Genomic DNA, 20,966 nt, shown 5'->3' on the forward strand with positions numbered 1-20,966 from the left:
CGGGTACGTTCAGCTCCGTGCCCACACCTTCCTGCACCAGCACTCACGTCCGAGACCACACCCGTAAGAGCGTCCGCCGCACCCCTGCCCGTCGCGCCGCCGTCCCGCTGGCCACCGCCGCTGCCCTGCTGCTGTGCGGTCCGCTCACCGTCGCCCCGGCGTACGCCGCCGACCAGCCGGGCGGCTCCACCGACGAGGTCAAGCCGCCCGCCCATATGTCCACGGTGGGCGGGAAGCGGCTCGGCCGCCCCGGCATCCAGGTGGACCTCAAGCAGGGCGCGCCCGCGCTGCCCAAGGGGCTCAGCGGGAAGTCCTGGCTGGTGGCCGACGCCGAGTCGGGCGATGTGCTCGCCTCGTACAACGCCCACTGGCAGCTGCCGCCCGCGTCCACCTTGAAGATGCTGTTCGCGGACACGGTGCTGCCCAAGCTGCCGAAGACGAAGACCCACAAGGTGGAGCTGTCCGACCTGGAGGGGATGGGTGAGGGCAGCAGCCTGGTCGGGGTCAAGGAGAACTACACCTACACGGTCCACGACCTGTGGCTCGGCGTCTTCCTGCGCTCGGGCAACGACGCGGTGCACGTGCTGTCGGCCATGAACGGCGGTGTCCCGGCGACCGTAAGGGATATGCAGGCACACGCGAAGTACCTGAACGCCCGGGACACCCATGTGGTCACACCGGACGGCTACGACGAGAAGGGCCAGGTCAGCAGCGCATACGACCTGACCCTCTTCGCCCGCTCGGGGCTCCAGAAGGCGGATTTCCGGGAGTACTGCTCGACGGCGACCGCGCAGTTCCCCGGGACGTACACGAAGGACAAGAAGGGCGAGAAGAACCGCTCGAGCTTCGGCATTCAGAACACCAACCGGCTGCTGACCGGCTACGGCGTCGAGCACTACAAGGGCATCGCCGGGGTCAAGAACGGCTACACCTCGCATGCGGGCTCCACCTTCACCGGGGTCGCACAGCGCGGGGACCGGGTGCTGCTGGTCACCGTCATGAACCCGCAGAAGGCCGAGGCGAACGAGGTCTACAAGGAGAGCGCGAAGCTCCTCGACTGGGGGTTCGAGGCGTCGGGCTCGGTGAACCCGGTGGGCACCCTCGTCCGGCCGGGCACGGCGGGCGCGAGCCACCCGTCGGCCGACGGCAAGGACAGCCACAAGGACACCCAGGCGTCCGTCTCGGCGGACAACGGAAGCTCCAACGGCCTCTGGACCGCGGCGGGCATCGCGGGCGGCTCACTGGCGCTGCTGGGCGCGGCGGCCTTCGGGGTGCACCGCCGCTGGCCGCTGCCGGAGCTGGTGCGGCGCCGCTCCCGCGACTGAGCCAACCGCCTGGTCGCCTTACGGCCGCCGCCTTACGGTTGTCGCCTCACGGCTTACGGTGGTCGCCTTATGGCCGCCGTCTCCGGTCGGTATCGCCGCCGCCTTACGGCCGCCATGGCCCCGTGTGGCACGGCCGGCCGCCACCGTCCGGTCTCACGCCGCCGCCGACGGGCCCTCCCGCCCGCCGGCGCGGGGCCCTTCGACCTTGGTCGGCCCGGACGGCCGGGCCTCGTCCGGACCGGCCTCCTCCGGCCGGTCCTCCTCCGGCCGGGCCTTCTCCGGCCGGTCCTCCTCCGGCTGCGTCTTGCCGTCAGGCTGGGCCTTGTCCGCCTCGGCCGCCCATTCGGCCTCGTGCTCGGCCTGGGCGGCGGGCGGGATGGCGGTCCACGCGGCGCAGTACAGCGTGAGTTTCGCGGTGAAGTTCATCCACAGCAGCAGGGCGATGGGCACCCCGAAGGCCCCGTACATGCTCTTCGCCGCCACGCCCTTCAGATAACTGCTGAGCAGCAGCTTGAGCAGTTCGAAGCCGATCGCGCCGATGAGCGCGGCGACCGCGACCGTACGGCGGGGCGGTTCCACCCCGGGGAGCCAGGTCAGGACGTAGCACAGCAGCAGGAAGTCGGCGCCGACGGCGACGGCGAACGCGGCGATCCGCAGCAGCCAGCCGCCGATCCCGTTCTCGGGGATGCCGATGAGCCGGACGACCCGGCCCACGGCGGTGGCGGCCAGGGTGGACACGGCGAACGAGACCAGGGCCACCCCGCCGAGTCCGACCAGGACGAAGGCGTCCTTGACCTTGCGCATCAGCGGGTTGCCCGGGTCCTCCTCCAGCTCCCATACGGCGCGCAGGCATTCGCGCAGCGAGCCCACCCAGCTGATGCCGGTGAACAGCAGCAGCGCGCCCGCCACGACTCCGATGGTGGCCGCGTTCTGGACGAGCCCGCCCAGGTCGAGCTGGCCGGAGATACCGGGGATCTGCTGGGCGATCTTCTTCTGCACCTGGGCCATCTGCGCATCGGTGAGCGTCGCCGCGCCGATCGCCGCGCCGACGGCGATGAGCGGGAAGAAGGCGAGAAAGCTGGTGAAGGTGATCGCGGCGGCGAGCCGGGTCCAGTGGACGCGGTCGAGCCGTGCGTAGGTGCGCCAGGCGTGGGTGTGCATCAGCCAGGCGACAGCGGGGCCGACGACAGGCAGCCGGGTCAACGATTCCATGATCAGCCACTACCCTTCCGCGCGTTCTCACTCCTCGGCGCACCGACGAGCGGTACGGAGACGCATATCCGGGTTCCCCGGACCGATGCTCCGCTCATCACTCTTTTCGGTGAGGGCGTGAGTACGACCTTCCGACCGCTCCGGGGAGCGGCTGGTCTTCTTCGAGCGGCTGGCCCTCTTGGGTGGGGCTGGCCCTCTTGGGTAGGGCTGGTCCGGCCGGAGGGCTAGCGGTGGGGCGCCGCCGGGCGGGTGAGTGCGGCCTGACGGGGCACCATGGGCGAGGCGCCGTCCGGCTGTTCGTCCGTCCCGAAGGGGTACTCGCGGTCCAGGCGCCAGACCCCGTCCGCCCCCTGCTCGTACAGCGCGAAGCCGTTGATCATCCAGGCGGCCTCGTACTCCTTGAGCTCGACGAACGCCCGGTCCATCGCCTCTTCGTCGATGCCGTGCGCGACCGTGACATGCGGGTGGTACGGGAACTGGAGCTCACGCGCGCACGGCCCGGACTCCATCCGGATCCGCTCCTGGAGCACCGCGCACTCCTCCGCGCCCTCGACGATCCTGACGAAGACGACCGGCGAGAGCGGCCGGAAGGTGCCGGTGCCCTCCAGCCGCATCGGGAACGGCCGCCCCTCGGCCGCGACCCGCGCCAGATGGTCCTCCACGGCGGGCAGCACCGAGGCGTCGACCTCGGTCGGCGGCAAGAGGGTGACGTGGGTGGGGATGCCGTGGGCGGCCGGGTCGCCGAAGCCCGCGCGCCGCTCCTGGAGGAAGCTGCCGTACGGCTCCGGGACCGCGATCGAAACGCCGAGCGTTACGGTCCCCACTGCGTTCTCCCTCCTGGCCCTCCCGGGCTGCTGGTTTCTGGCCGCTGCACCCGTGTCAGTGTGGCGGCTGCGCCGCCTTCGCGGCTAGGTTCCTCGGTCCTTCGGCACACGGGTCCGCGGGCCCCCTGGTCAGGGGGGCCGGACCGGTGTGTTCTGCGGTGGGCGGGGCAGTGCCGCTCAGCGCGCCGCGGGCAGGAAGCCCACCTTGTCGTAGGCGGCGGCCAGCGTCTCGGCGGCGACGGCGCGGGCCTTCTCGGCGCCCTTGGCCAGGATCCCGTCCAACGTCGCGGGGTCACCGAGGTATTCCTGGGTCCGCTCGCGGAACGGCGTGACCCACTCGACCAGCACCTCGGAGAGGTCGGTCTTGAGCGCGCCGTAGCCCTTGCCCTCGTAACGGCGCTCCAACTCCGGGATGGCGGTGCCGGTCAGGGTGGAGTAGATGGTCAGCAGATTGCTGACGCCCGGCTTCTTCTCCTCGTCGAAGCGGATCTCGGTTTCCAGGTCGGTCACCGCGCTCTTGATCTTCTTCGCCGAGACCTTGGGCTCGTCGAGGAGGCTGATGATGCCCTTCGGCGTGGAGGCCGACTTGCTCATCTTGATCGTCGGGTCCTGGAGGTCGTAGATCTTCCCCGTCTCCTTGACGATGTACGGAGCGGGGACGGTGAAGATCTCGCCGAAGCGGCCGTTGAAGCGGTCGGCCAGGTCCCGGGTGAGCTCGATGTGCTGGCGCTGGTCCTCGCCCACCGGGACGTGGTGGGCCTGGTACAGCAGGATGTCCGCGACCTGGAGGATCGGGTAGGTGAAGAGGCCGACGGTGGCCCGCTCGGCGCCGTGCTTGGCCGACTTGTCCTTGAACTGCGTCATCCGGGACGCCTCGCCGAAGCCGGTGAGACAGTTCATCACCCAACCGAGCTGCGCGTGCTCGGGCACATGGCTCTGGATGAAGAGCGTGCAGCGGTCCGGGTCCAGACCGGAGGCGAGCAGCTGCGCGGCGGCGAGCCGGCTGTTGGCGCGCAGCTCGGCCGGATCCTGCGGCACGGTGATCGCGTGCAGGTCGACCACGGTGTAGAACGCGTCGTGGGTCTCCTGTAGCGCGACGTACTGCCGAATCGCACCGAGGTAGTTGCCGAGGTGGAACGAACCTGCGGTGGGCTGGATACCGGAGAGCGCACGGGGACGATCGAGGGCCATGACACCCATTCTCTCAGGTGTGGAACCAGACTCCGTCCGCCGGTGTATGAAAGGTGTGAGGACTGGTGAAGCACAGATCATCGCGCGGGTGCGGGCCGGCGACACCGAGGCGTACGCCGAGCTGGTGCGGGCCCATGCGCCGATCGCGCACCGCACCGCCCGGCTGCTCGGGGCGGGCGCGGACGCCGAGGATGTGGTACAGGACGCCTTTGTGAAGGCGTATCTCGCGCTGGGTCGGTTCCAGAGCGAGGCGGCGTTCCGGCCCTGGCTGCTGCGGATCGTCGCCCATGAGACGAGTAACGCGGTGCGCTCGGCGCGTCGGCGGCGGACGGCGGCGGACCGGGAGGGGGCTCTGCTGTCCGGTGCCGAGCCGGTGATACCGGAATCGGCCGATCCGGCGGCCGTGGCGCTGGCGGGCGAGCGGCGGGGGCGGCTGCTGACCGCGCTGGAGGAGCTGAGCGAGCCGCAGCGGCGGGTGGTGATCTACCGCTATCTGCTGGATCTGGACGAGGCGGAGACGGCGGAGGCGCTGGGCTGGCCGCGCGGCACGGTCAAGTCGCGGCTGAGCCGCGCCCTGAGACGGCTGGAGCAACTGCTGGGGCCGTCGGAGACGGCCGACAAGACGGTCGAGGAGACGACAACAGCCCATGAGACGGAGCGGGGAGGCGCAGGAGATGGCCGAGGAAGGGCTGCCCGGCGAGCTGCGGGCACTCGGGCGGGCGCTGGAGATACCGCCATCCGGCGGACCGTCGCCGCGCGGCGTGCCACGGATGGACGACGCGTCGCGGACGGACGGCGTGCCGCGGACGGACGGCGTGCCGCCGGTAGCACCGGAGGAAGGCGTGCCGCCGGCGTACGGGGAGACACTGGTCGAGCGGGTGCTCGCCCGGATCGTGGGCCTGCCGGTGCCGGTGGCCGACGACCGGATCCCGGAGGAGCAGTGGTGGCGGCCGCTGCCCGGCCTGGAGGCCGGGCAGGGCCCCGCGGGCGGCGTCAGCGTCAGCCGGTCGGCAGACCGGGAGCCGGGTAGGCGGCCATCAGCTCGGCCACCTCGGCCCTGATCTTGAGGAGGGCGCCCTCGTCACCGCTCTTCGCGGCGGTCACCCCGCGGTCGATCCAGTCGGCCACGGCGGGCATGTGCTCGGTGGACAGACCACGCGAGGTGAGGGAGGGAGTGCCGATCCGGATCCCGGAGGGGTCGAAGGGCTTGCGCGGGTCGAACGGGACGGTGTTGTAGTTCACCACGATCCCGGCCTGGTCCAGGGCCTTGGCAGCGACCTTGCCCGGCACCTCCTTGGGCGTCAGGTCCATCAGGATCAGATGGTTGTCGGTGCCGCCGGAGACCAGATCGAAGCCGCGGGCGAGCAGCGCCTCGGCGAGCGCCTTGGCGTTGGCGACCACGGCATGCGCGTAGTCACGGAAGGCGGGCTGGGCGGCCTCGTGCAGGGCCACCGCGATGGCGGCGGTGGTCTGGTTGTGCGGACCGCCCTGGAGCCCGGGGAAGACGGCCTTGTCAATGGCCTTGGCATGGGTCTCGCGCGCCATCAGCATCGCGCCGCGCGGACCCCGGAGCGTCTTATGGGTGGTGGTGGAGATGACATCGGCGTACGGCACCGGCGAGGGGTGGGCGCCGCCCGCGATCAGACCGGCGATATGCCCGATATCGGCGACGAGCACCGCGTCCACCTCGCGAGCGATCTCCGCGAAGGCGGCGAAGTCGATCGTGCGGGGCACCGCCGTGCCACCGCAGAAGATCAGCTTGGGCCGCTCCGCGAGGGCCAGCTCGCGCACCTGGTCGAAGTCGATCGCACCGGTGTCCTGGCGCACCCCGTACTGGACACCGCGGAACCACGCGCCGGTGGCGGAGACGCCCCAGCCGTGGGTGAGATGACCGCCCATGGGCAGCGACATGCCCATCACGGTGTCACCGGGCCGGGCGAAGGCCAGATAGACGGCGAGGTTGGCGGGCGAGCCGGAGTAGGGCTGGACATTGGCGTGCTCGGCCCCGAAGACGGCCTTGGCCCGGTTGATCGCCAGGGTTTCGACCTGGTCGATGACCTGCTGGCCCTCGTAGTAGCGGCGGCCGGCGTAGCCCTCGCTGTACTTGTTCTGGAGCACCGTTCCGGAGGCTTCCAGGACGGCGGCGGAGACATAGTTCTCGCTGGGGATCAGGCGCAGGGTCTCGGCCTGTAGCAGCTCCTCGGCGCCGACGAGGGAGGCGAGTTCGGGGTCGGCGGCGAGAAGGGCGGGATGGGACAGGGGCAGGCTCATCGAGTCCTCCGGGGCGATCGGTGACGGTCCGGTCGTGTCCCGGGGTGCCCAGGCGGGCGGCACCTCGTGGCGCTGGGGCCACGCATCGCTTCCTCGTGGTCGATTCCACGCTCGGCTCGCCAGTCACGATACGCACCTCCACTCTAGCTAGTGGGACAAGAAAGGAGGACGAGATGGGACCGGGACACTCCGCCGAGCGGGCCATCGCCACCGCCGAGGCCCATGGCGCGCACAACTACCATCCGCTGCCGGTCGTCATCGCGTCCGCCGAGGGCGCCTGGATGACCGATGTCGAGGGCCGCCGGTACCTCGATCTGCTCGCCGGATACTCGGCGCTGAACTTCGGGCATCGCAACCGCCGGCTGATCGAGGCCGCCAAGGCCCAGCTGGACCGGGTCACCCTCACCTCGCGCGCCTTCCACCACGACCGCTTCGGCGCCTTCTGCTCCGAGCTGGCCGAGCTGTGCGGTATGGAGATGGTGCTGCCCATGAACACGGGGGCGGAGGCGGTGGAGACGGCGGTCAAGACGGCCCGTAAATGGGGCTACCGGATCAAGGGCGTACCGGACGGCCGGGCCAGGATCATCGCCGCCGGGAACAACTTCCACGGCCGGACCACCACCCTCATCAGCTTCTCCACCGATCCGGAGGCCCGTGCCCACCACGGCCCCTTCACCCCGGGGTTCGCGACCGTGCCGTACGGGGACCTGGCGGCGATGGAGGCGACGCTCGACGCCGCGCCCGAGGAGACGGTCGCCGTGCTGCTGGAGCCGGTCCAGGGCGAGGCGGGGGTGGTGGTGCCGCCGCCCGGCTATCTGACCGGGGTCCGGGAGCTGACCCGGGAGCGGAACGTGCTGTTCATCGCCGATGAGATCCAGTCGGGTCTCGGGCGCACCGGCACCACCTTCGCCTGTGAATACGAGGGGGTGGTCCCCGATGTCTATGTGCTGGGCAAGGCGCTGGGCGGCGGGGTGGTGCCGGTGTCGGCGGTGGTGTCCTCCCGGGAGGTGCTCGGGGTGCACCGCCCCGGGGAGCACGGCTCGACCTTCGGCGGCTCCCCGCTGGCCTGCGCGGTCGCCCTGGAGGTCATCGCCATGGTGCGGACCGGCGAATTCCAGCGGCGCTCGGCCGAGCTGGGCGAGCTGCTCCACCGGGAGCTGGGGCTGCTGCTGGGAAAGGGAGTCCAGCAGGTGCGCGGCCGGGGGCTGTGGGCGGGGGTGGACATCCATCCGTCACGGGGCACCGGGCGGCAGATCTCCGAGCGGCTCATGGACCGCGGGGTGCTGGTGAAGGACACCCACGACGCCACCATCCGGATCGCCCCGCCCCTGGTGATCAGCGAGGAGGATCTGGAGTGGGCGCTGGACCAGCTCAGGGCGGTGCTGGCCGAGTGAACGTGCACGGTTCGGTGGCTCCGTACGGCTCAGCGGAACCGTACGGCTCAGCGACCCCGAACAGCTCAGTGGCCCCGTACGGTTCAGAGAATGACGTGCGGTATGAAGCGCGCGTACTCGTCCGTCACCAGCCCCGCCGACTCGCGGATGCCGAGCCCCGCCGACTCGCCCTGGACGACCCAGGTGCCGAGCACCACCCGGTTGCCGTCGAAGTCGGGCAGCGGCGCCAGCTCCTGGTAGCAGCACGGCTCGTCCCGGAGGACCGGGTCCTCGCCCGGCGGATGCACGGTGACCCCGGCGCCCTCGCGGCCGAGCAGCGGTTTGGCCACATAGCCGGTGGTACGGGCCAGTTCCCGGGGGCCGTCGAGGTAGGCGGGCAGCAGATGGGGGTGGCCCGGGAAGAGCTCCCACAACACGGCCAGCAGCGCCTTGTTGGACAGCAGCATCTTCCAGGCCGGTTCGATCCACAGCGTGGATCCGGTGCCGCCCCCGTTGTCGAGCGTGTCCAGCACATGCGGGCCGAACCGGTCGGTGACCAGCCACTCCCACGGATAGAGCTTGAAGCAGCTCCGGATGAAGCGGAACCGCTTGTCGACGAAGCGGCCCGACAGCCGTTCCCAGCCGATGTCCTCCACGGAGATGGCCTCGGTGCTCAGCCCGGCCTGTTCGGCCGTCTCGCGGAGGTAGGCCACCGTCATCAGGTCCTCGCCCAGCTCGTCCCCGGCCGAATGCGCGAAGTACAGGGGCGAGCCCGGCGGCAGCAGCGCCGCCTGGGTGCGCCAGGCGTCGACCAGCCGTTCATGGAGGGAGTTCCACTGGTCGGCGCCCGGGAAGCGATCCTCCATCCAGAACCACTGGGCGCTGGCCGCCTCCACCAGCGAGGTGGGCGTGTCGGCGTTGTACTCCAGCAGCTTCGCCGGGCCCGTGCCGCCGTCGTAGCGCAGGTCGAACCGGCCGTAGACGCTGGGCTGTTCGGCCCGGCGGTGCCAGGACTCGGCGATCAGCCCGGCCAGCCGCGGATCGTCGATGCCGAGGTCGGCGAAGCGGCCGGTGTCGACGATATGGGCGGCCGCGGCCAGCGACATCCGGTGCAGCTCCTCGACGACCTCCTCCAGCGCCTCCACCTCGGGCAGCGAGAAGGCGTAGTAGGCGCTCTCGTCCCAGTAGGGGCGCAGCGAGCCGTCCGGGTAGCGGGTCAGCGGATAGATGACCCCCTGCTCCTCCACCGTGGACTGCCAGTCGGGGCGGGGGTCGATGGTGTGGCGCTTCATCGTGGGGCGGCCCGTTCAGCCGCCGCTGGAGCCCGAGCAGCCGAAGCCGCCGCGGTCGGCCGCCTTGCTCTTGTCGAAGGTGCCGTAGTCCGCCCAGCGGCCGCTGACGTCGGAGTCGTAGTACCACTCGCCGTCGACGCTCTTCTGGCCCCGGCTCTTCTTGCCCTTGCCAACCGAGGTGGACGAAGAGTTCTTGCAGGCGCTGGAGTCGACGACCCGGTATCCGTTCACCACGTCATAGCTGTTCCGGTCCACACAGCGCTTGTCCGGTTCCGAACCACAGGAGGTGAGCGCCGCCGCCAGCGCGCCCATGCCGCCCAGGATCACCGTGCTCGACCGCAGTCGCCGTGGGGCTTTCCGTATCTTCGGTTCTTCCATTGGTGCCTCCCCCGTCGTGTGCTGCCGCCACTTTAGGGGAGTTGTCGTGCACCTGTACGGCAGGGTCCGGACGGGCAGGGTGCAGGCGGGCAGGGTGCAGCCGGGCTGGGGTTCAGCCGGGCTGGGGTTCAGGGCAGCACCCGGCACAGCGCATCCAGGGCGCCCGTGAAGGCGTGGTCGGGCGGGGCGCCGTAGGCGAACACCAGCGCGTCCGGCTGCCCGCCCAGTCCCGGTCCGGGCCCGTCCGGCTGCTCCCCCGGTCCGGGCTCGTCCCGCTGCTCCCCCGGTCCCTCCGGCTGCTCCGGCTCGCGGTAGCGGTAGCGGGCCAGCCCCTCCAGGGCCAGCCCCTGCCAGGCCGCGCCCTGCACCACGGACCGCTCGGTGCCCGGCGGCAGTTCGAGCACCGCGTGCAGCCCCGCCGCGATGCCCGTGATCCGCACCTCCGGGGCGCGTTCGGCGAGCGCCGCCACCAGCTGATCGCGGCGGCGCCGGTAGCGCATCCGCATACCGCGCACATGGCGGTCGTACGCCCCCGAGTCGATGAACTCCGCGAGCGTCAGCTGGTCCAGCCCGCCCGACTGCCACTCCCCCGTCGCCTTGACCGCCAGGAGGTCGTCCATCAGATGGTCCGGCACCACCATCCACGCCAGCCGCAGCGCGGGCGCCAGGCTCTTGCTCGCGGTGCCCAGATAGACCACATGCTCGGGGGCGAGCCCCTGGAGCGCCCCGACCGGCTGACGGTCGTAGCGGAACTCCCCGTCGTAGTCGTCCTCCAGCACCAGCCCGCCCACCCGCGAGGCCCAGTCGACCACGGCGGCGCGCCGGTCGGGCACCAGCCGCACTCCGGTGGGGAACTGATGCGCCGGGGTGAGCAGCACGGTCCGCGCGGTCAGCCGGTCCAGCTCCGCCGTCCGCGCCCCGTGCTGGTCGACCGGCAGCGGCACAGTGCGCAGCCCGGCCCCGCGCATCACGTTCCAGTGGACGTCGAGCCCGTACGACTCCACGGCCACCTCGCGGTGGCCGGCCCGCGCCCGCACCCGGCTGAGCAGGGCCAGCCCTTGGACGAACCCCGCGCAGACCACGATCCGTTCCGGCGCGGCCCGTACGCCGCGGGCGCGCGCCAGATAGTCGGCCAGGACCCGCCGCAGCTCGGGCCGGCCCGCGGGCCGGCCGTAGCCGAAGGCGTCGTTCGGTGCGGCGGTCAGGGCGCGGCGGGCCGCGGAGAGCCAGGCGGACCGGGGGAAGGCCGAGACATCGGGCGATCCGGGCCGCAGGTCGTAGGCGGGCCGGGGGTCATAGGCGGGCCGAAGGTCGGCCACGGCGGCGGCCGGAGGGGTGCGCGGCGGCGCGGGCTCGGGCGGTACGACGCGCCGGGCGACCCGGGTGCCGGAGCCCTGCCGGGCCGTCAGCCACCCCTCGGCGACCAGTTCCCCATAGGCGTCGGCGACGGTGTTCCGGGCGATGCCGAGGTCCGCGGCGAGGGAGCGGGAGGAGGGCAGCCGGGTGCCCGGGGCGAGCCGCCCGGTGCGGACGGCGTCGCGCAGTGCGCGGATGAGCGCGGCCCGCACCCCGGTCCCGCCGCCCCGGGGCAGATCCAGATGGAGGTCCGCCCCCGGACGGGCCCCGCCGTCCGCCCGCTTCGCGACCTCGTCCGCCGGCGAAGTGGCCCATGAATCCGCCATGAAAATGGACCATACTCCTGGGCCGCCGGGCCTCTAGCGTGGCCGTATGACAACGACCGAGACCCCTCACCCACACGCTCCCCGGATGCGGTTCTTCAAGGCCGCCCCCGAGGTCTACAAGGCCATGGTCAATCTGGACGCGGCCGCCCGGAAGGGCGTGGACCCGGTGCTCGCCGAGCTGGTCAAGATACGGGCCTCGCAGCTCAACCGCTGCGCGTTCTGCATCGACCTGCACGCTGGGGAGGCCCGTGCGGCGGGTGAGTCCGAGGAGCGTCTCTACCTCCTCAACGCCTGGGAGGAGGCCGGTCACCTCTTCACCGAGAAGGAGCAGGCCGCCCTGGCCCTGACCGAGGCCGTCACCGTCCTGACCGACGGTTTCGTCCCGGACGAGGTCTACGAGCGGGCCGCCAAGCACTTCGAGGAGCCGGAGCTGGCCCAGCTGATCGCCCTGATCCTCACCATCAACGCCTGGAACCGGATCGGTGTCACCACCCGCATGATCCCCGGCTCCCACAAGCCGAGCAGGTGACGGAAAGCGGCCCCCGCCGTCGCCGACGACGGGGGCCGCTTTCCGTCACCGGGCTCGGGGCAGCCACTTCTTCCAGACGTCCGGGTGCTTCTTGACCCACTTCTCCGCGGCGTCCTGGGCCGACATCCCCTGCGAGGCGATCATCTCGGACACCTCGTTCTGGTCCTGCTTGGTCCAGTGGAACCTCTTCAGGAACTCGGCCGCCTCGCCGCCGTGCTGCGCGAAGTCCGCGTTGAGGTACTTCTGGAGCGGTGTGGTCGGGTAGGCGCAGTCGATGGAGTCGGGGTTCTCGGTGCCCTCGGCCGCGCACGCGTCCGTGTACGTCGGCAGCTTGACCTCGACCATCGGCACCTGGTTGAACAGCCACTGCGGTTCGTACCAATAGGTCAGGAACGGCTTCTTGGCCTTGGCGAACTGCTTGATCTGGGTGATCTGCGCCGCTTCCGAACCCGCGAAGACGATCTGGTAGTTCAGCTTCAGGTTCTTCACCAGCGCCTTGTCATTGGTGACATAGGACGGGGAGCCGTCCAGCAGCTGGCCCTTGCCGCCGCTCTCCGCGGTCTTGAAGGTCTTCGCGTACTTGTTGAGGTTCTTCCAGTCCAGCACGTCCGGATGGGCGTCGGCGAAGTACTTCGGCACCCACCAGCCGATATGGCCGGTGACGCCGAGCCCGCCGCCCGGCACGATCGTCTTCTTGTCCTTGACGTAGCGCTGCTCCTGGTCCGGGTGGCCCCAGTCCTCCAGGATCGCGTCCACCCGGTCCTGGCTGAGCGCGTCCCACGCCGGCACCTCGTCCACCTGGACGGTGTCGACCCGGTAGCCCAGCTCGTGCTCCAGCAGGTACTGGGCGACCGCGACATTGGACTGGGCGCCGATCCACGACTGGACCGAGAGCGTGACGCTCTTCGCGCCGCCCACATTGGCGTACGGCGAGGTCTGCTTGGTCATGTCCGCGGCGCCGCAGCCGGTCGCGGTGAACACGGCCGTGACCCCGGCCGCGGCCATCAGCAGCTGAGTGCGGGTGCGAGCCATCTCAGGCCCCCTTCCTGTCGCGGCGCGCGGTCGGCTGGGTGACCCGGTCCAGCATCAGCCCCAGACAGACGATCGCCGCACCGGCGACCAGACCGGTGGCCAGATCGCCCTGCGCCAGGCCGAACACCACGTCGTAGCCGAGCGCGCCCGAGCCGACCAGACCGCCGATGATCACCACGGCCAGCACCAGCACCACGCCCTGGTTGACGGCGAGCAGCAGCGCCGGGCGGGCCAGCGGAAGCTGGACCTGGCGCAGCTGCTGTCCCTGGGTGGCGCCGAGCGAACGCGCCGACTCCAGCGCCGCCGGATCGACGCTCCTGAGGCCCTGGGTGGTGATGCGGATGACGGCGGGCAGCGCGTAGACGATGGCCGCGGCCGCCGCCGGGGCGCGGCCGACGCCGAACAGCGCGACCACCGGGATCAGGTACACGAACTGCGGCATGGTCTGGCACACGTCCAGCACCGGCCGCAGCAGCCGCTCCAGCCGGGTGGACCGCGCGGCCGCGATGCCGATCGCGAAGCCGAGCACCAGCGTGACGAAGACGGCCGCCAGCACCTGGGAGAGGGTGTCCATGGACGGCTCCCACACCCCGAGCACGCCGATCGCGGCCATGGCGGCGGTGGCGGTCAGGGCGGTGGCCCAGGTGCCGATCAGCCAGGCCAGCGTCGCGACGATCAGCAGCACCGCGTACCACGGCAGGCCCTGGAGCCCCTCGCGCAGCGGGTCCAGGATCCACCTGACGTAGTCCGAGGCCCAGTCGGCGGTGCCGCCGACGACCGGCACACCCGTGTAGAGGTGGTCGACCATCCAGTCCTTGAACTGGTTGACGGGCTCCTCGATGGCGACGGTCCAGCCGGTCGGCCAGGTCTGCGACCCGGTCAGCCGTCCGGCCACGGTCACCACCGCGGTGAGCACCGCGACGCCCGCCCAGGCGAGCCGGCCGCGCAGCAGCCGGGGCCCGTCCTCGGCCGGCGGCTCGCCGAGGCGCTCGCCCGCCGACGCCGTGGTGCGGTCCATCACGACGGCCAGCAGCACGATCGGCAGACCGGCGGCGAGCGCCTTGCCGACGTCCACGCTGGACAGCGCCTGGTAGACGCGGTCACCGAGACCGCCGCCGCCGATCACCGACGCGATCACGGCCATGGACAGCGCCATCATGATCGCCTGGTTGACGCCCAGCAGCAGCTCCTTGCGGGCCAGCGGCAGCCGGGCCGACAGCAGCCGCTGCCGCCAGGTGGCGCCGAGCGAGGTCACCGCCTCCAGCACCCCGGCGTCCGCGCCGCGCAGGCCGAGGGCGGTGAGCCGGGCCATCGGCGGGGCCGCGTAGATCACGGTGGCCAGCACCGCGCCCGGTACGCCGATGCCGAAGATCAGCACGACGGGCAGCAGATAGGCGAACGCGGGCAGCACCTGCATGGTGTCCAGCACCGGCCGCAGCGCCCGGAACGCCCGCTCCGAGAGCCCGCCGGCCAGCCCCAGCAGCCCGCCGACCACGACGGACGCGGTGACGGCGACGGCCATCAGCGCGAGCGTCTGCATCGTCGGCACCCACATGCCCAGCAGCCCGCACACGGCGAAGGACACCACCGTCGTCACCGCGACCCGCACCCCGGCGACCCGCCAGGCCACCAGGGTCGAGGCGGCGGTGACCCCGGCCCAGCCGAGGGTGAGCAGGACGACGTAGACGGCGCGCACGCAGATGATGACCGCGTTGCTGATGTGGCCGAAGAAGTAGAGGAAGATCCAGTGGCTGTCGCGGTTGTCGATGATCCAGTCGCTGGCGTTGCCGAGCGGTCCGGACACATCGACGGTCAGCGCGTGCGGCCAGCTGCCGCTGGCCCACGTGGCGTGCGCGAGCGGTACGAGCACGGCGGCGATCACCACGAGCACCGCGAGCTTGCGCACCGCGTGGCTGCGGACGGCCGCGCTCAGCGGGGACGGGCGCGCTGCCGCCGTCCCGGTGGCGGCCGGCTCGGTGGCGGGGTCGGTGGAGCGGTCGGTGGCGGAACGCGTGGCCGTGGCACTCATCCGCGCCCCCCGGCCCCGCCCGGCGGCGCGAGGATCGAGGTGGTGCTCATGCCGCGGCCACCTCCTTGCCGTCCAGGCCCGCGACCACGCTGAGCAGGCAGGCGTGGTCGACGACGCCCAGGCAGCGGCCGCCGTCGACGACGCGCGCGGGGCCGCCGGTGCGGGCCACGGCCTCGATCGCGTCGGCGACCGTGGTGCCCGGGGCCAGCGCGGGCCCGCCGTCCTTCTCCTCGGACGTCGCGGGGCGCATCGCGCGGCGCACGGTCAGCACCTGCTCACGCGGTACGTCGCGGACGAAGTCCCGTACGTAGTCGTCGGCCGGGGAGCCGACGATCTCCTCCGGGGTGCCGAGCTGCACGATCCCGCCGTCGCGCATCAGCGCGATCCGGTCCCCGAGCCGCAGCGCCTCGCTGAGGTCATGGGTGATGAAGACCATCGTGCGGCCCTCGTCGCGGTGCAGCCGGATGACCTCTTCCTGCATATCGCGGCGGATCAGCGGGTCGAGCGCGCTGAACGGCTCGTCGAAGAGCAGCACCTCGGGGTCGACGGCGAGCGCGCGGGCCAGGCCCACCCGCTGCTGCTGACCGCCGGAGAGCTGTCCGGGGCGGCGGCGCTCGAGACCGGTGAGGCCGACCTTCTCCACCATCTCGGCGGCCCTGGCGCGGCGCTCGGTCCTGCCGACGCCCTGGATCTCCAGGCCGTAGGCGACGTTGTCGAGGACGGAGCGGTGCGGCAGCAGGCCGAAGTGCTGGAAGACCATGGCGGCGCGGTGCCGGCGCAGATCGCGCAGCCGGGCCTTGTCCATGGCCAGGACGTCCTCGCCGTCGATCTTCAGGGTGCCGGAGGTGGGCTCTATCAGCCGGGTGAGACAGCGGACGAGGGTGGACTTGCCGGAGCCGGACAGCCCCATGACCACGAACACCTCGCCCGGCTGGACGTCGAAGGACACCTCGCGCACGGCGGCGGTGCAGCCGGTGCGGGCGCGCAGCTCCGCGGCGGGCAGTTCGGCCTCGGGGGAGCCCGGGATGCGGTCGGCCTTGGGGCCGAAGACCTTCCACAGGTCGCGGACCGAGAACACCGGGGTGCGCTCGCCGCCCTCGGGGGGCCTGGGGGTGCCGGGGGTCTCGGGGGCCAGGGTCGTCGCCATCACACCTCGCCTCCCGGCGCGAGGATGGCGGCGCGCTCATCCGGCCCGCGCCGTTCCCGATCGCGATCCTCGAACAGCAGCTCAGCGCACTTCTCGCCCACCATCAGCACTCCGATCATCGGGTTCACGGCCGGCATCGTCGGGAAGACGGACGCGTCGGCGATACGGACGCCGTCCAGGCCCCGGATCCGCAGATCGGGGCCGACCACGGCGAGTTCGTCCGACGTGGCGCCCATACGGCAGGTGCCCGCCGGGTGGTACACGGTGTGCGCGACCTTGCGGGCGTACTCGCTGATCTCCTCGTCCGAGGTGATCTCCGGCCCCGGGCACACCTCGCGCTTGAGCCAGCCCGCCAGCGGTTCGGTCTTGGCGATCTCCCGCGCGAGGCGGATGCCGTCGACCAGCGTGCGGCCGTCGTAGTCGGCCTCGTCCGTGAAGTACCGGAAGTCGAGGGCGGGCTTGACGGACGGGTCGGCGCTGGTGAGGTAGAGCCGGCCGCGGCTGCGCGGCTTGGGGATGTTGGGGGTCATCGACACGCCGTGCTCGGGCTTTTCGTACCCCAGCCGCTCCGGATTGTCGGTGAACGGGATCTGGTAGAAGTGGAACATCAGGTCCGGGCCCCGGGATTCGGGGTCCCGCCGGATGAACAGGCCCGCGTCGGAGTCCATCGCGGAGTTCTCCGGGATCGGGCCGTCCGTCTCCCACACGATCACCGACTCCGGGTGGTCGAGCAGGTTCTCGCCGACGCCCGGCAGATCGTGGACGACGGGGATGCCCAGCGCCTCCAGGTCCGCCCTGGGCCCGATACCGGAGTGCAGCAGCAGCCGCGGGGTGTCCACGGCGCCCGCGCAGACCAGGACCTCGGTTCCGGCCCGGACGAGGATCTCCTCGCCGTCCTTGGTGCGGACGTGGACTCCGGTGGCCCGGCCGCTGTCGTCGAGCTCCAGCCGGTACGCCCAGGTCTCCAGCATCAGACGCAGGTTGGGCCGGTCCAGGAACGGGTGCAGATAGGCGACCGACGCCGAGGAACGCTTGTTGTTCTCCGGGTGGTACGCGAGGTCGAAGAAGCCGACGCCCTCGTGGAACGGCTTCTTGTTGAACCCCTCGACGCGCGGCACCCCGGCGGCGGCCTGGGCGGCCTCGACGAAGTCCCGCGCGATCGGGTTCCGGTCCTTCTCGTCCACCGGGACGATGTTGTTGCGCAGCCGGTGGAAGTACGGGTCCATGGACGCCGCGTCCCAGCCCTCGGCACCGGCCTCGGCCCACTCGTCCCAGTCGCCCGGCAGCGGCTTGAAGGAGATCAGGGTGTTGTGCGAGGAGCACCCCCCGAGCACCCGGGCCCGGCTGTGCCGGATATGTGAATTCCCGCGTGGCTGCTCGGTGGTGGGGTAGTCGTAGTCCAAGTCACCGCCGAGCAGCCCGAGCCAGCGGCGCAGGGTGAGCACATCGGGCCGGTCGACATCGGACGGTCCGCCCTCGATGACGGCGACCCGGATGTCCGGGTCCTCGGTGAGCCGGGAAGCGATCACCGACCCTGCGGTGCCGCCGCCGATGACGACGTAGTCGTATGCGACAGGTTCGGACATGGTGGGGTTACTCCTCGGGGTCTTACCCAGGCGGCCCGCGCCGGTGCGGCGGGCCGGGGGCTGCCGCCCCCCTGGGTGTGGGGGGTGCTGGGTGCCTCGGTGGCTACGGGCGTCAGCCGCCGCCGGCCGTCATCGGGCGCGGCCGGGTCCGGGCCCCGGGGGAGGAGTCCGGGCCCGGCCGTGTCCCGGGCGGGGCGGCGGGGGCGTCAGCCGGCGAACCAGCGCACCGGGCTCGGCCGCAGGTTCTCGTAGACGTGCTTGGTCTCGCGGTATTCGTCAAGGCCCGCGGGACCGAGCTCGCGCCCGACCCCGGACTTGCCGAAACCGCCCCATTCGGCCTGCGGGAGGTAGGGGTGGTAGTCGTTGATCCACACGGTGCCGTGCCGCAGCCGGGCGGCGACGCGCCGCGCCCGCGCGGTGTCGGCGGACCAGACGGCGCCGGCCAGTCCGTACTCCGTGTCATTGGCGAGTGTGACGGCCTCTTCCTCGGTTTGGAAGGACTCGACCGTCAATATCGGCCCGAACGTCTCCTCGCGCACCACCCGCATCTCGCGGTGGCACTGGTCGAGAACGGTCGGGAGGTAGAAGTAACCGGTGGCCGGGCGGACCTCGCTGGGCTCCGGCTGCTTGCCGCCGCAGCGCAGCAACGCGCCCTCCGCCAGGGCGGACGCCACATACGCCTCGGTCTTGTCCAGCTGCTGGGCCGAGACCAGCGGACCGCATTCGACCCCGTCCTCGGTGCCCCGGCCCAGCTTGATCTTCTCCGCGCGGCGGGCGAGTTCGGCCACGAACCGCTCCCGCGCCGACTCCTCGATGATCAGCCGGGCGCCGGCCGAGCAGACCTGGCCGCTGTGGATGAAGGCGGCGTTCAGGGCCTGGTCGACGGCGGTGTCAAAGCCCTCGGCGGTGGCGCAGGCGTCGGCGAAGACCACATTGGGGTTCTTGCCGCCGAGCTCCAGCGCGACCTTCTTGACCGTCGGCGCGGCGGCCTGGGCGACCTTGGTGCCGCTGACCAGGCCACCGGTGAAGGAGACCAGATCCACATCGGGGTGCTCGGACAGCCGGGCGCCCACCGGGTCGCCCGCGCCGGTGACCAGGTTGGCCACCCCGGCCGGCAGCCCGGCCTCGACCAGCAGCTTGACCAGATGGACGGTGGACAGCGGGGTCACTTCGCTGGGCTTGATCACGAAGGTGTTCCCGGCCACGAGCGCCGGGGCGATCTTCCAGCTGGCCTGGAGCAGCGGATAGTTCCAGGGGGTGATCATCGCGCAGACGCCGACCGGTTCATGGACCACGACGCTGTGCACATCGGGGGTGCCCGCGTCGATGACGCGCCCGGCCGACTCGCCCGCGGCCAGGTCGGCGAAGTACCGGAAGGCGTTGGTCACGTCGTCGACGTCGACCCGGCCCTCCTCCAGGGTCTTGCCGGTGTCACGGCTCTCGGTGAGCGCGATCGTCTCGCGGTCGCGCTGGAGCAGCTCGGCGACGCGGCGCAGCAGCGCCGCCCGCTCGGCCACCGGCGTCCGGGGCCAGGGTCCCTGGTCGAAGGCACGGCGGGCGGCCGCTACCGCCGCGTCGGTGTCCTCCACGCCACCCTCGGAGACGACGGCGAGGGTCTTGGCGTCCGCGGGGTCGAGAACCTCCCGCTGCGCGCCGGATGCGGCCGCCTGCCACACCCCATCCACATGAATCGTCTCGGCTGCCGCCACGTGATCCTCTGCCTTCCGGTTCCACGAGTTCTGCCACTGGCCCAAGCCAGCAACGTGGACCCCTAACCGAATGGCCGGAACCTATGCGCAATTCGCAAGGGAAAGTGGGGCGGCTCACGTGATCCGAAGGCGAAACGGCAGAAGGGTCACATTCCGGAGCGAATACCGGAATGTGAACCTTCAGATACTTCGGGTACGGCCGTGGTGCGGCGCGGGTACGGCCGTGGTGCGGCGCGCGGCGCGTCAGATGAGGCCGAGACCGCGCACGGCCTCGCGCTCGTCCTCGAGCTCCTTCACCGACGCGTCGATGCGGGTCCGCGAGAACTCGTTGATGTCCAGGCCCTGGACGATCTCGAACTTCCCGTCCTTGGCGGTGACCGGGAAGGAGGAGATCAGGCCCTGCGGCACCCCGTACGAGCCGTCGGAGACCACACCGGCGGAGGTCCAGTCGCCGGCGGCGGTGCCGTTGACCCAGGTGTGGACGTGGTCGATGGCGGCGTTCGCGGCGGAGGCGGCCGAGGAGGCGCCGCGCGCCTCGATGATCGCGGCACCGCGCTTGGCGACGGTCGGGATGAAGGTGTCGGCCAGCCACTGCTCGTCGTTGACGACCTCGGCGGCGTTCTTGCCCGCGACCTCGGCGTGGAAGACGTCCGGGTACTGGGTGGCGGAGTGGTTGCCCCAGATCGTCAGCTTCTTGATCTCGCTGACCGGGGCACCGGTCTTCTTCGAGAGCTGCGACAGGGCGCGGTTGTGGTCCAGGCGGGTCATCGCGGTGAAGCGCTCGGCCGGTACGTCCGGCGCGGCTGCCTGCGCGATGAGCGCGTTGGTGTTGGCCGGGTTGCCCACGACCAGGACCTTGATGTCGTCAGCGGCGTGATCGTTGATGGCCTTGCCCTGCGGCTTGAAGATGCCGCCGTTGGCCTCCAGCAGATCGCCGCGCTCCATGCCCTTGGTACGCGGGCGGGCGCCGACCAGCAGCGCGACGTTCGCACCGTCGAAGGCCACGTTCGGGTCGTCGGAGATGTCGATGCCCTGGAGCAGCGGGAAGGCACAGTCGTCGAGCTCCATCGCGGTGCCCTCGGCGGCCTTCAGCCCCTGCGGGATCTCCAGGAGACGCAGTTTGACCGGCACGTCCGCGCCGAGCAGCTGGCCGGAGGCGATGCGGAAGAGCAGCGCGTAGCCGATCTGGCCGGCCGCGCCGGTGACGGTGACGGTGACGGGAGTGCGGGTCATGGCGGTCTCCTGCGCTGTGTTGTCAGTCCAAGATGTCTTGGTGTCGAGATACCGGCGTCAGGCTATCCGACGGCACCTGACCCAGGTCCTCTCGGGCCATTGTGTAACCGCTCACCGCGTGTTTCCCCGGCTCACCGCGTACTCCGGGGTCGC

The 20,966-nt window shown here is 71.4% G+C and carries 16 protein-coding genes, 1 pseudogene and 1 riboswitch; of the genes and pseudogenes, 4 read left to right on the forward strand and 13 right to left on the reverse strand.

Annotated features, from left to right (window positions below; translation table 11 throughout):
• The first annotated feature begins 17 nt into the window (after window positions 1-17).
• Entirely contained in the window at window positions 18-1,325 is a 1,308-nt protein-coding gene (locus PS467_RS18325) for a D-alanyl-D-alanine carboxypeptidase family protein (protein ID WP_311036189.1), read from the forward strand.
• Between the two features lie 153 nt (window positions 1,326-1,478).
• On the opposite strand, the gene PS467_RS18330 is transcribed toward PS467_RS18325, so the two are convergent.
• From PS467_RS18330 to trpS, 3 genes are all read right to left on the reverse strand, one after another.
• Window positions 1,479-2,537, reverse strand: a complete 1,059-nt coding sequence (locus PS467_RS18330) for a YihY/virulence factor BrkB family protein (protein ID WP_311036190.1) — start codon at window positions 2,535-2,537, stop codon at window positions 1,479-1,481.
• 224 nt (window positions 2,538-2,761) lie between these two features.
• Window positions 2,762-3,361, reverse strand: a complete 600-nt coding sequence (locus PS467_RS18335; protein ID WP_311036191.1) for a 2'-5' RNA ligase family protein — start codon at window positions 3,359-3,361, stop codon at window positions 2,762-2,764.
• 177 nt (window positions 3,362-3,538) lie between these two features.
• On the reverse strand, window positions 3,539-4,552 hold the full coding sequence (trpS, locus tag PS467_RS18340; RefSeq protein ID WP_268972648.1) for a tryptophan--tRNA ligase: 1,014 nt from the start codon (window positions 4,550-4,552) through the stop codon (window positions 3,539-3,541).
• 76 nt (window positions 4,553-4,628) lie between these two features.
• On the opposite strand from trpS, the pseudogene PS467_RS18345 reads away from it, so the two are divergent.
• Window positions 4,629-5,150 (forward strand): annotated as a pseudogene (locus tag PS467_RS18345) (RNA polymerase sigma factor); the annotation flags it as partial.
• Window positions 5,151-5,551: 401 nt separating this feature from the next.
• On the opposite strand, the gene glyA reads toward PS467_RS18345, so the two are convergent.
• On the reverse strand, window positions 5,552-6,823 hold the full coding sequence (gene glyA / locus PS467_RS18350; RefSeq protein ID WP_311036192.1) for a serine hydroxymethyltransferase: 1,272 nt from the start codon (window positions 6,821-6,823) through the stop codon (window positions 5,552-5,554).
• A 39-nt stretch (window positions 6,824-6,862) separates the two neighbouring features.
• A riboswitch (ZMP/ZTP riboswitch) is annotated at window positions 6,863-6,960 on the reverse strand.
• 36 nt (window positions 6,961-6,996) lie between these two features.
• Between glyA and rocD the strand changes: the two genes are divergently transcribed.
• Window positions 6,997-8,217, forward strand: coding sequence for an ornithine--oxo-acid transaminase (gene rocD, locus PS467_RS18355; RefSeq protein ID WP_311036193.1), 1,221 nt, complete (start codon window positions 6,997-6,999; stop codon window positions 8,215-8,217).
• A gap of 83 nt (window positions 8,218-8,300) precedes the next feature.
• Here rocD and PS467_RS18360 read toward each other — a convergent pair whose 3' ends face one another.
• The 3 genes from PS467_RS18360 to pdxR all read right to left on the reverse strand — a co-directional run bounded on the left by PS467_RS18360 (window position 8,301) and on the right by pdxR (window position 11,548).
• Window positions 8,301-9,488 (reverse strand): glutathionylspermidine synthase family protein, encoded by a 1,188-nt coding sequence (locus PS467_RS18360; protein WP_311036194.1) that lies wholly within the window; start codon window positions 9,486-9,488, stop codon window positions 8,301-8,303.
• Window positions 9,489-9,503: 15 nt separating this feature from the next.
• Window positions 9,504-9,866 carry a hypothetical protein gene (locus PS467_RS18365; protein WP_311036195.1) on the reverse strand — a complete coding sequence of 121 codons (363 nt, stop codon included), beginning with the start codon at window positions 9,864-9,866 and terminating at the stop codon, window positions 9,504-9,506.
• A 128-nt stretch (window positions 9,867-9,994) separates the two neighbouring features.
• On the reverse strand, window positions 9,995-11,548 hold the full coding sequence (gene pdxR / locus PS467_RS18370) for a MocR-like pyridoxine biosynthesis transcription factor PdxR (protein ID WP_311036196.1): 1,554 nt from the start codon (window positions 11,546-11,548) through the stop codon (window positions 9,995-9,997).
• A 46-nt stretch (window positions 11,549-11,594) separates the two neighbouring features.
• Between pdxR and PS467_RS18375 the strand changes: the two genes are divergently transcribed.
• The gene (locus PS467_RS18375) at window positions 11,595-12,077 is read left to right on the forward strand and encodes a carboxymuconolactone decarboxylase family protein (RefSeq protein WP_268972655.1); all 483 of its coding nucleotides are present in this window, start codon (window positions 11,595-11,597) and stop codon (window positions 12,075-12,077) included.
• Window positions 12,078-12,122: 45 nt separating this feature from the next.
• Here PS467_RS18375 and PS467_RS18380 read toward each other — a convergent pair whose 3' ends face one another.
• From PS467_RS18380 to PS467_RS18405, 6 genes are all read right to left on the reverse strand, one after another.
• Window positions 12,123-13,109, reverse strand: coding sequence for an ABC transporter substrate-binding protein (locus PS467_RS18380; RefSeq protein ID WP_311036197.1), 987 nt, complete (start codon window positions 13,107-13,109; stop codon window positions 12,123-12,125).
• Window position 13,110: 1 nt separating this feature from the next.
• Complete coding sequence (locus PS467_RS18385; RefSeq protein ID WP_311036198.1) at window positions 13,111-15,138, reverse strand: ABC transporter permease; 2,028 nt, start codon at window positions 15,136-15,138, stop codon at window positions 13,111-13,113.
• Window positions 15,139-15,184: 46 nt separating this feature from the next.
• Window positions 15,185-16,285: a quaternary amine ABC transporter ATP-binding protein gene (locus tag PS467_RS18390; RefSeq protein ID WP_311036199.1), complete on the reverse strand. Its 1,101-nt coding sequence runs from the start codon at window positions 16,283-16,285 to the stop codon at window positions 15,185-15,187.
• Window positions 16,285-17,871: a GMC family oxidoreductase gene (locus PS467_RS18395; protein ID WP_311036200.1), complete on the reverse strand. Its 1,587-nt coding sequence runs from the start codon at window positions 17,869-17,871 to the stop codon at window positions 16,285-16,287. The genes PS467_RS18390 and PS467_RS18395 overlap by 1 nt, the downstream gene beginning before the upstream one ends.
• A 206-nt stretch (window positions 17,872-18,077) precedes the next feature.
• Window positions 18,078-19,580 carry an aldehyde dehydrogenase family protein gene (locus PS467_RS18400; RefSeq protein ID WP_311036201.1) on the reverse strand — a complete coding sequence of 501 codons (1,503 nt, stop codon included), beginning with the start codon at window positions 19,578-19,580 and terminating at the stop codon, window positions 18,078-18,080.
• Between the two features lie 243 nt (window positions 19,581-19,823).
• Window positions 19,824-20,813: a malate dehydrogenase gene (locus PS467_RS18405; protein ID WP_311036202.1), complete on the reverse strand. Its 990-nt coding sequence runs from the start codon at window positions 20,811-20,813 to the stop codon at window positions 19,824-19,826.
• Window positions 20,814-20,966: the final 153 nt, after the last annotated feature.

The sequence above is a fragment of the Streptomyces luomodiensis genome (assembly GCF_031679605.1).
Classification (GTDB): Bacteria; Actinomycetota; Actinomycetes; order Streptomycetales; family Streptomycetaceae; genus Streptomyces; species Streptomyces luomodiensis.

Excerpts from the sequence above, each read along its gene's own strand:
- PS467_RS18330 (WP_311036190.1), bottom strand. The coding sequence starts at position 2,537 with ATGGAATCGTTGACCCGGCTGCCTGTCGTCGGCCCCGCTGTCGCCTGG.
- trpS (WP_268972648.1), bottom strand. The coding sequence starts at position 4,552 with ATGGCCCTCGATCGTCCCCGTGCGCTCTCCGGTATCCAGCCCACCGCA.
- glyA (WP_311036192.1), bottom strand. The coding sequence starts at position 6,823 with ATGAGCCTGCCCCTGTCCCATCCCGCCCTTCTCGCCGCCGACCCCGAA.
- rocD (WP_311036193.1), top strand. The coding sequence starts at position 6,997 with ATGGGACCGGGACACTCCGCCGAGCGGGCCATCGCCACCGCCGAGGCC.
- PS467_RS18360 (WP_311036194.1), bottom strand. The coding sequence starts at position 9,488 with ATGAAGCGCCACACCATCGACCCCCGCCCCGACTGGCAGTCCACGGTG.
- PS467_RS18365 (WP_311036195.1), bottom strand. The coding sequence starts at position 9,866 with ATGGAAGAACCGAAGATACGGAAAGCCCCACGGCGACTGCGGTCGAGC.
- pdxR (WP_311036196.1), bottom strand. The coding sequence starts at position 11,548 with ATGGCGGATTCATGGGCCACTTCGCCGGCGGACGAGGTCGCGAAGCGG.
- PS467_RS18375 (WP_268972655.1), top strand. The coding sequence starts at position 11,595 with ATGACAACGACCGAGACCCCTCACCCACACGCTCCCCGGATGCGGTTC.
- PS467_RS18380 (WP_311036197.1), bottom strand. The coding sequence starts at position 13,109 with ATGGCTCGCACCCGCACTCAGCTGCTGATGGCCGCGGCCGGGGTCACG.
- PS467_RS18385 (WP_311036198.1), bottom strand. The coding sequence starts at position 15,138 with ATGAGTGCCACGGCCACGCGTTCCGCCACCGACCGCTCCACCGACCCC.
- PS467_RS18390 (WP_311036199.1), bottom strand. The coding sequence starts at position 16,285 with ATGGCGACGACCCTGGCCCCCGAGACCCCCGGCACCCCCAGGCCCCCC.
- PS467_RS18395 (WP_311036200.1), bottom strand. The coding sequence starts at position 17,871 with ATGTCCGAACCTGTCGCATACGACTACGTCGTCATCGGCGGCGGCACC.
- PS467_RS18405 (WP_311036202.1), bottom strand. The coding sequence starts at position 20,813 with ATGACCCGCACTCCCGTCACCGTCACCGTCACCGGCGCGGCCGGCCAG.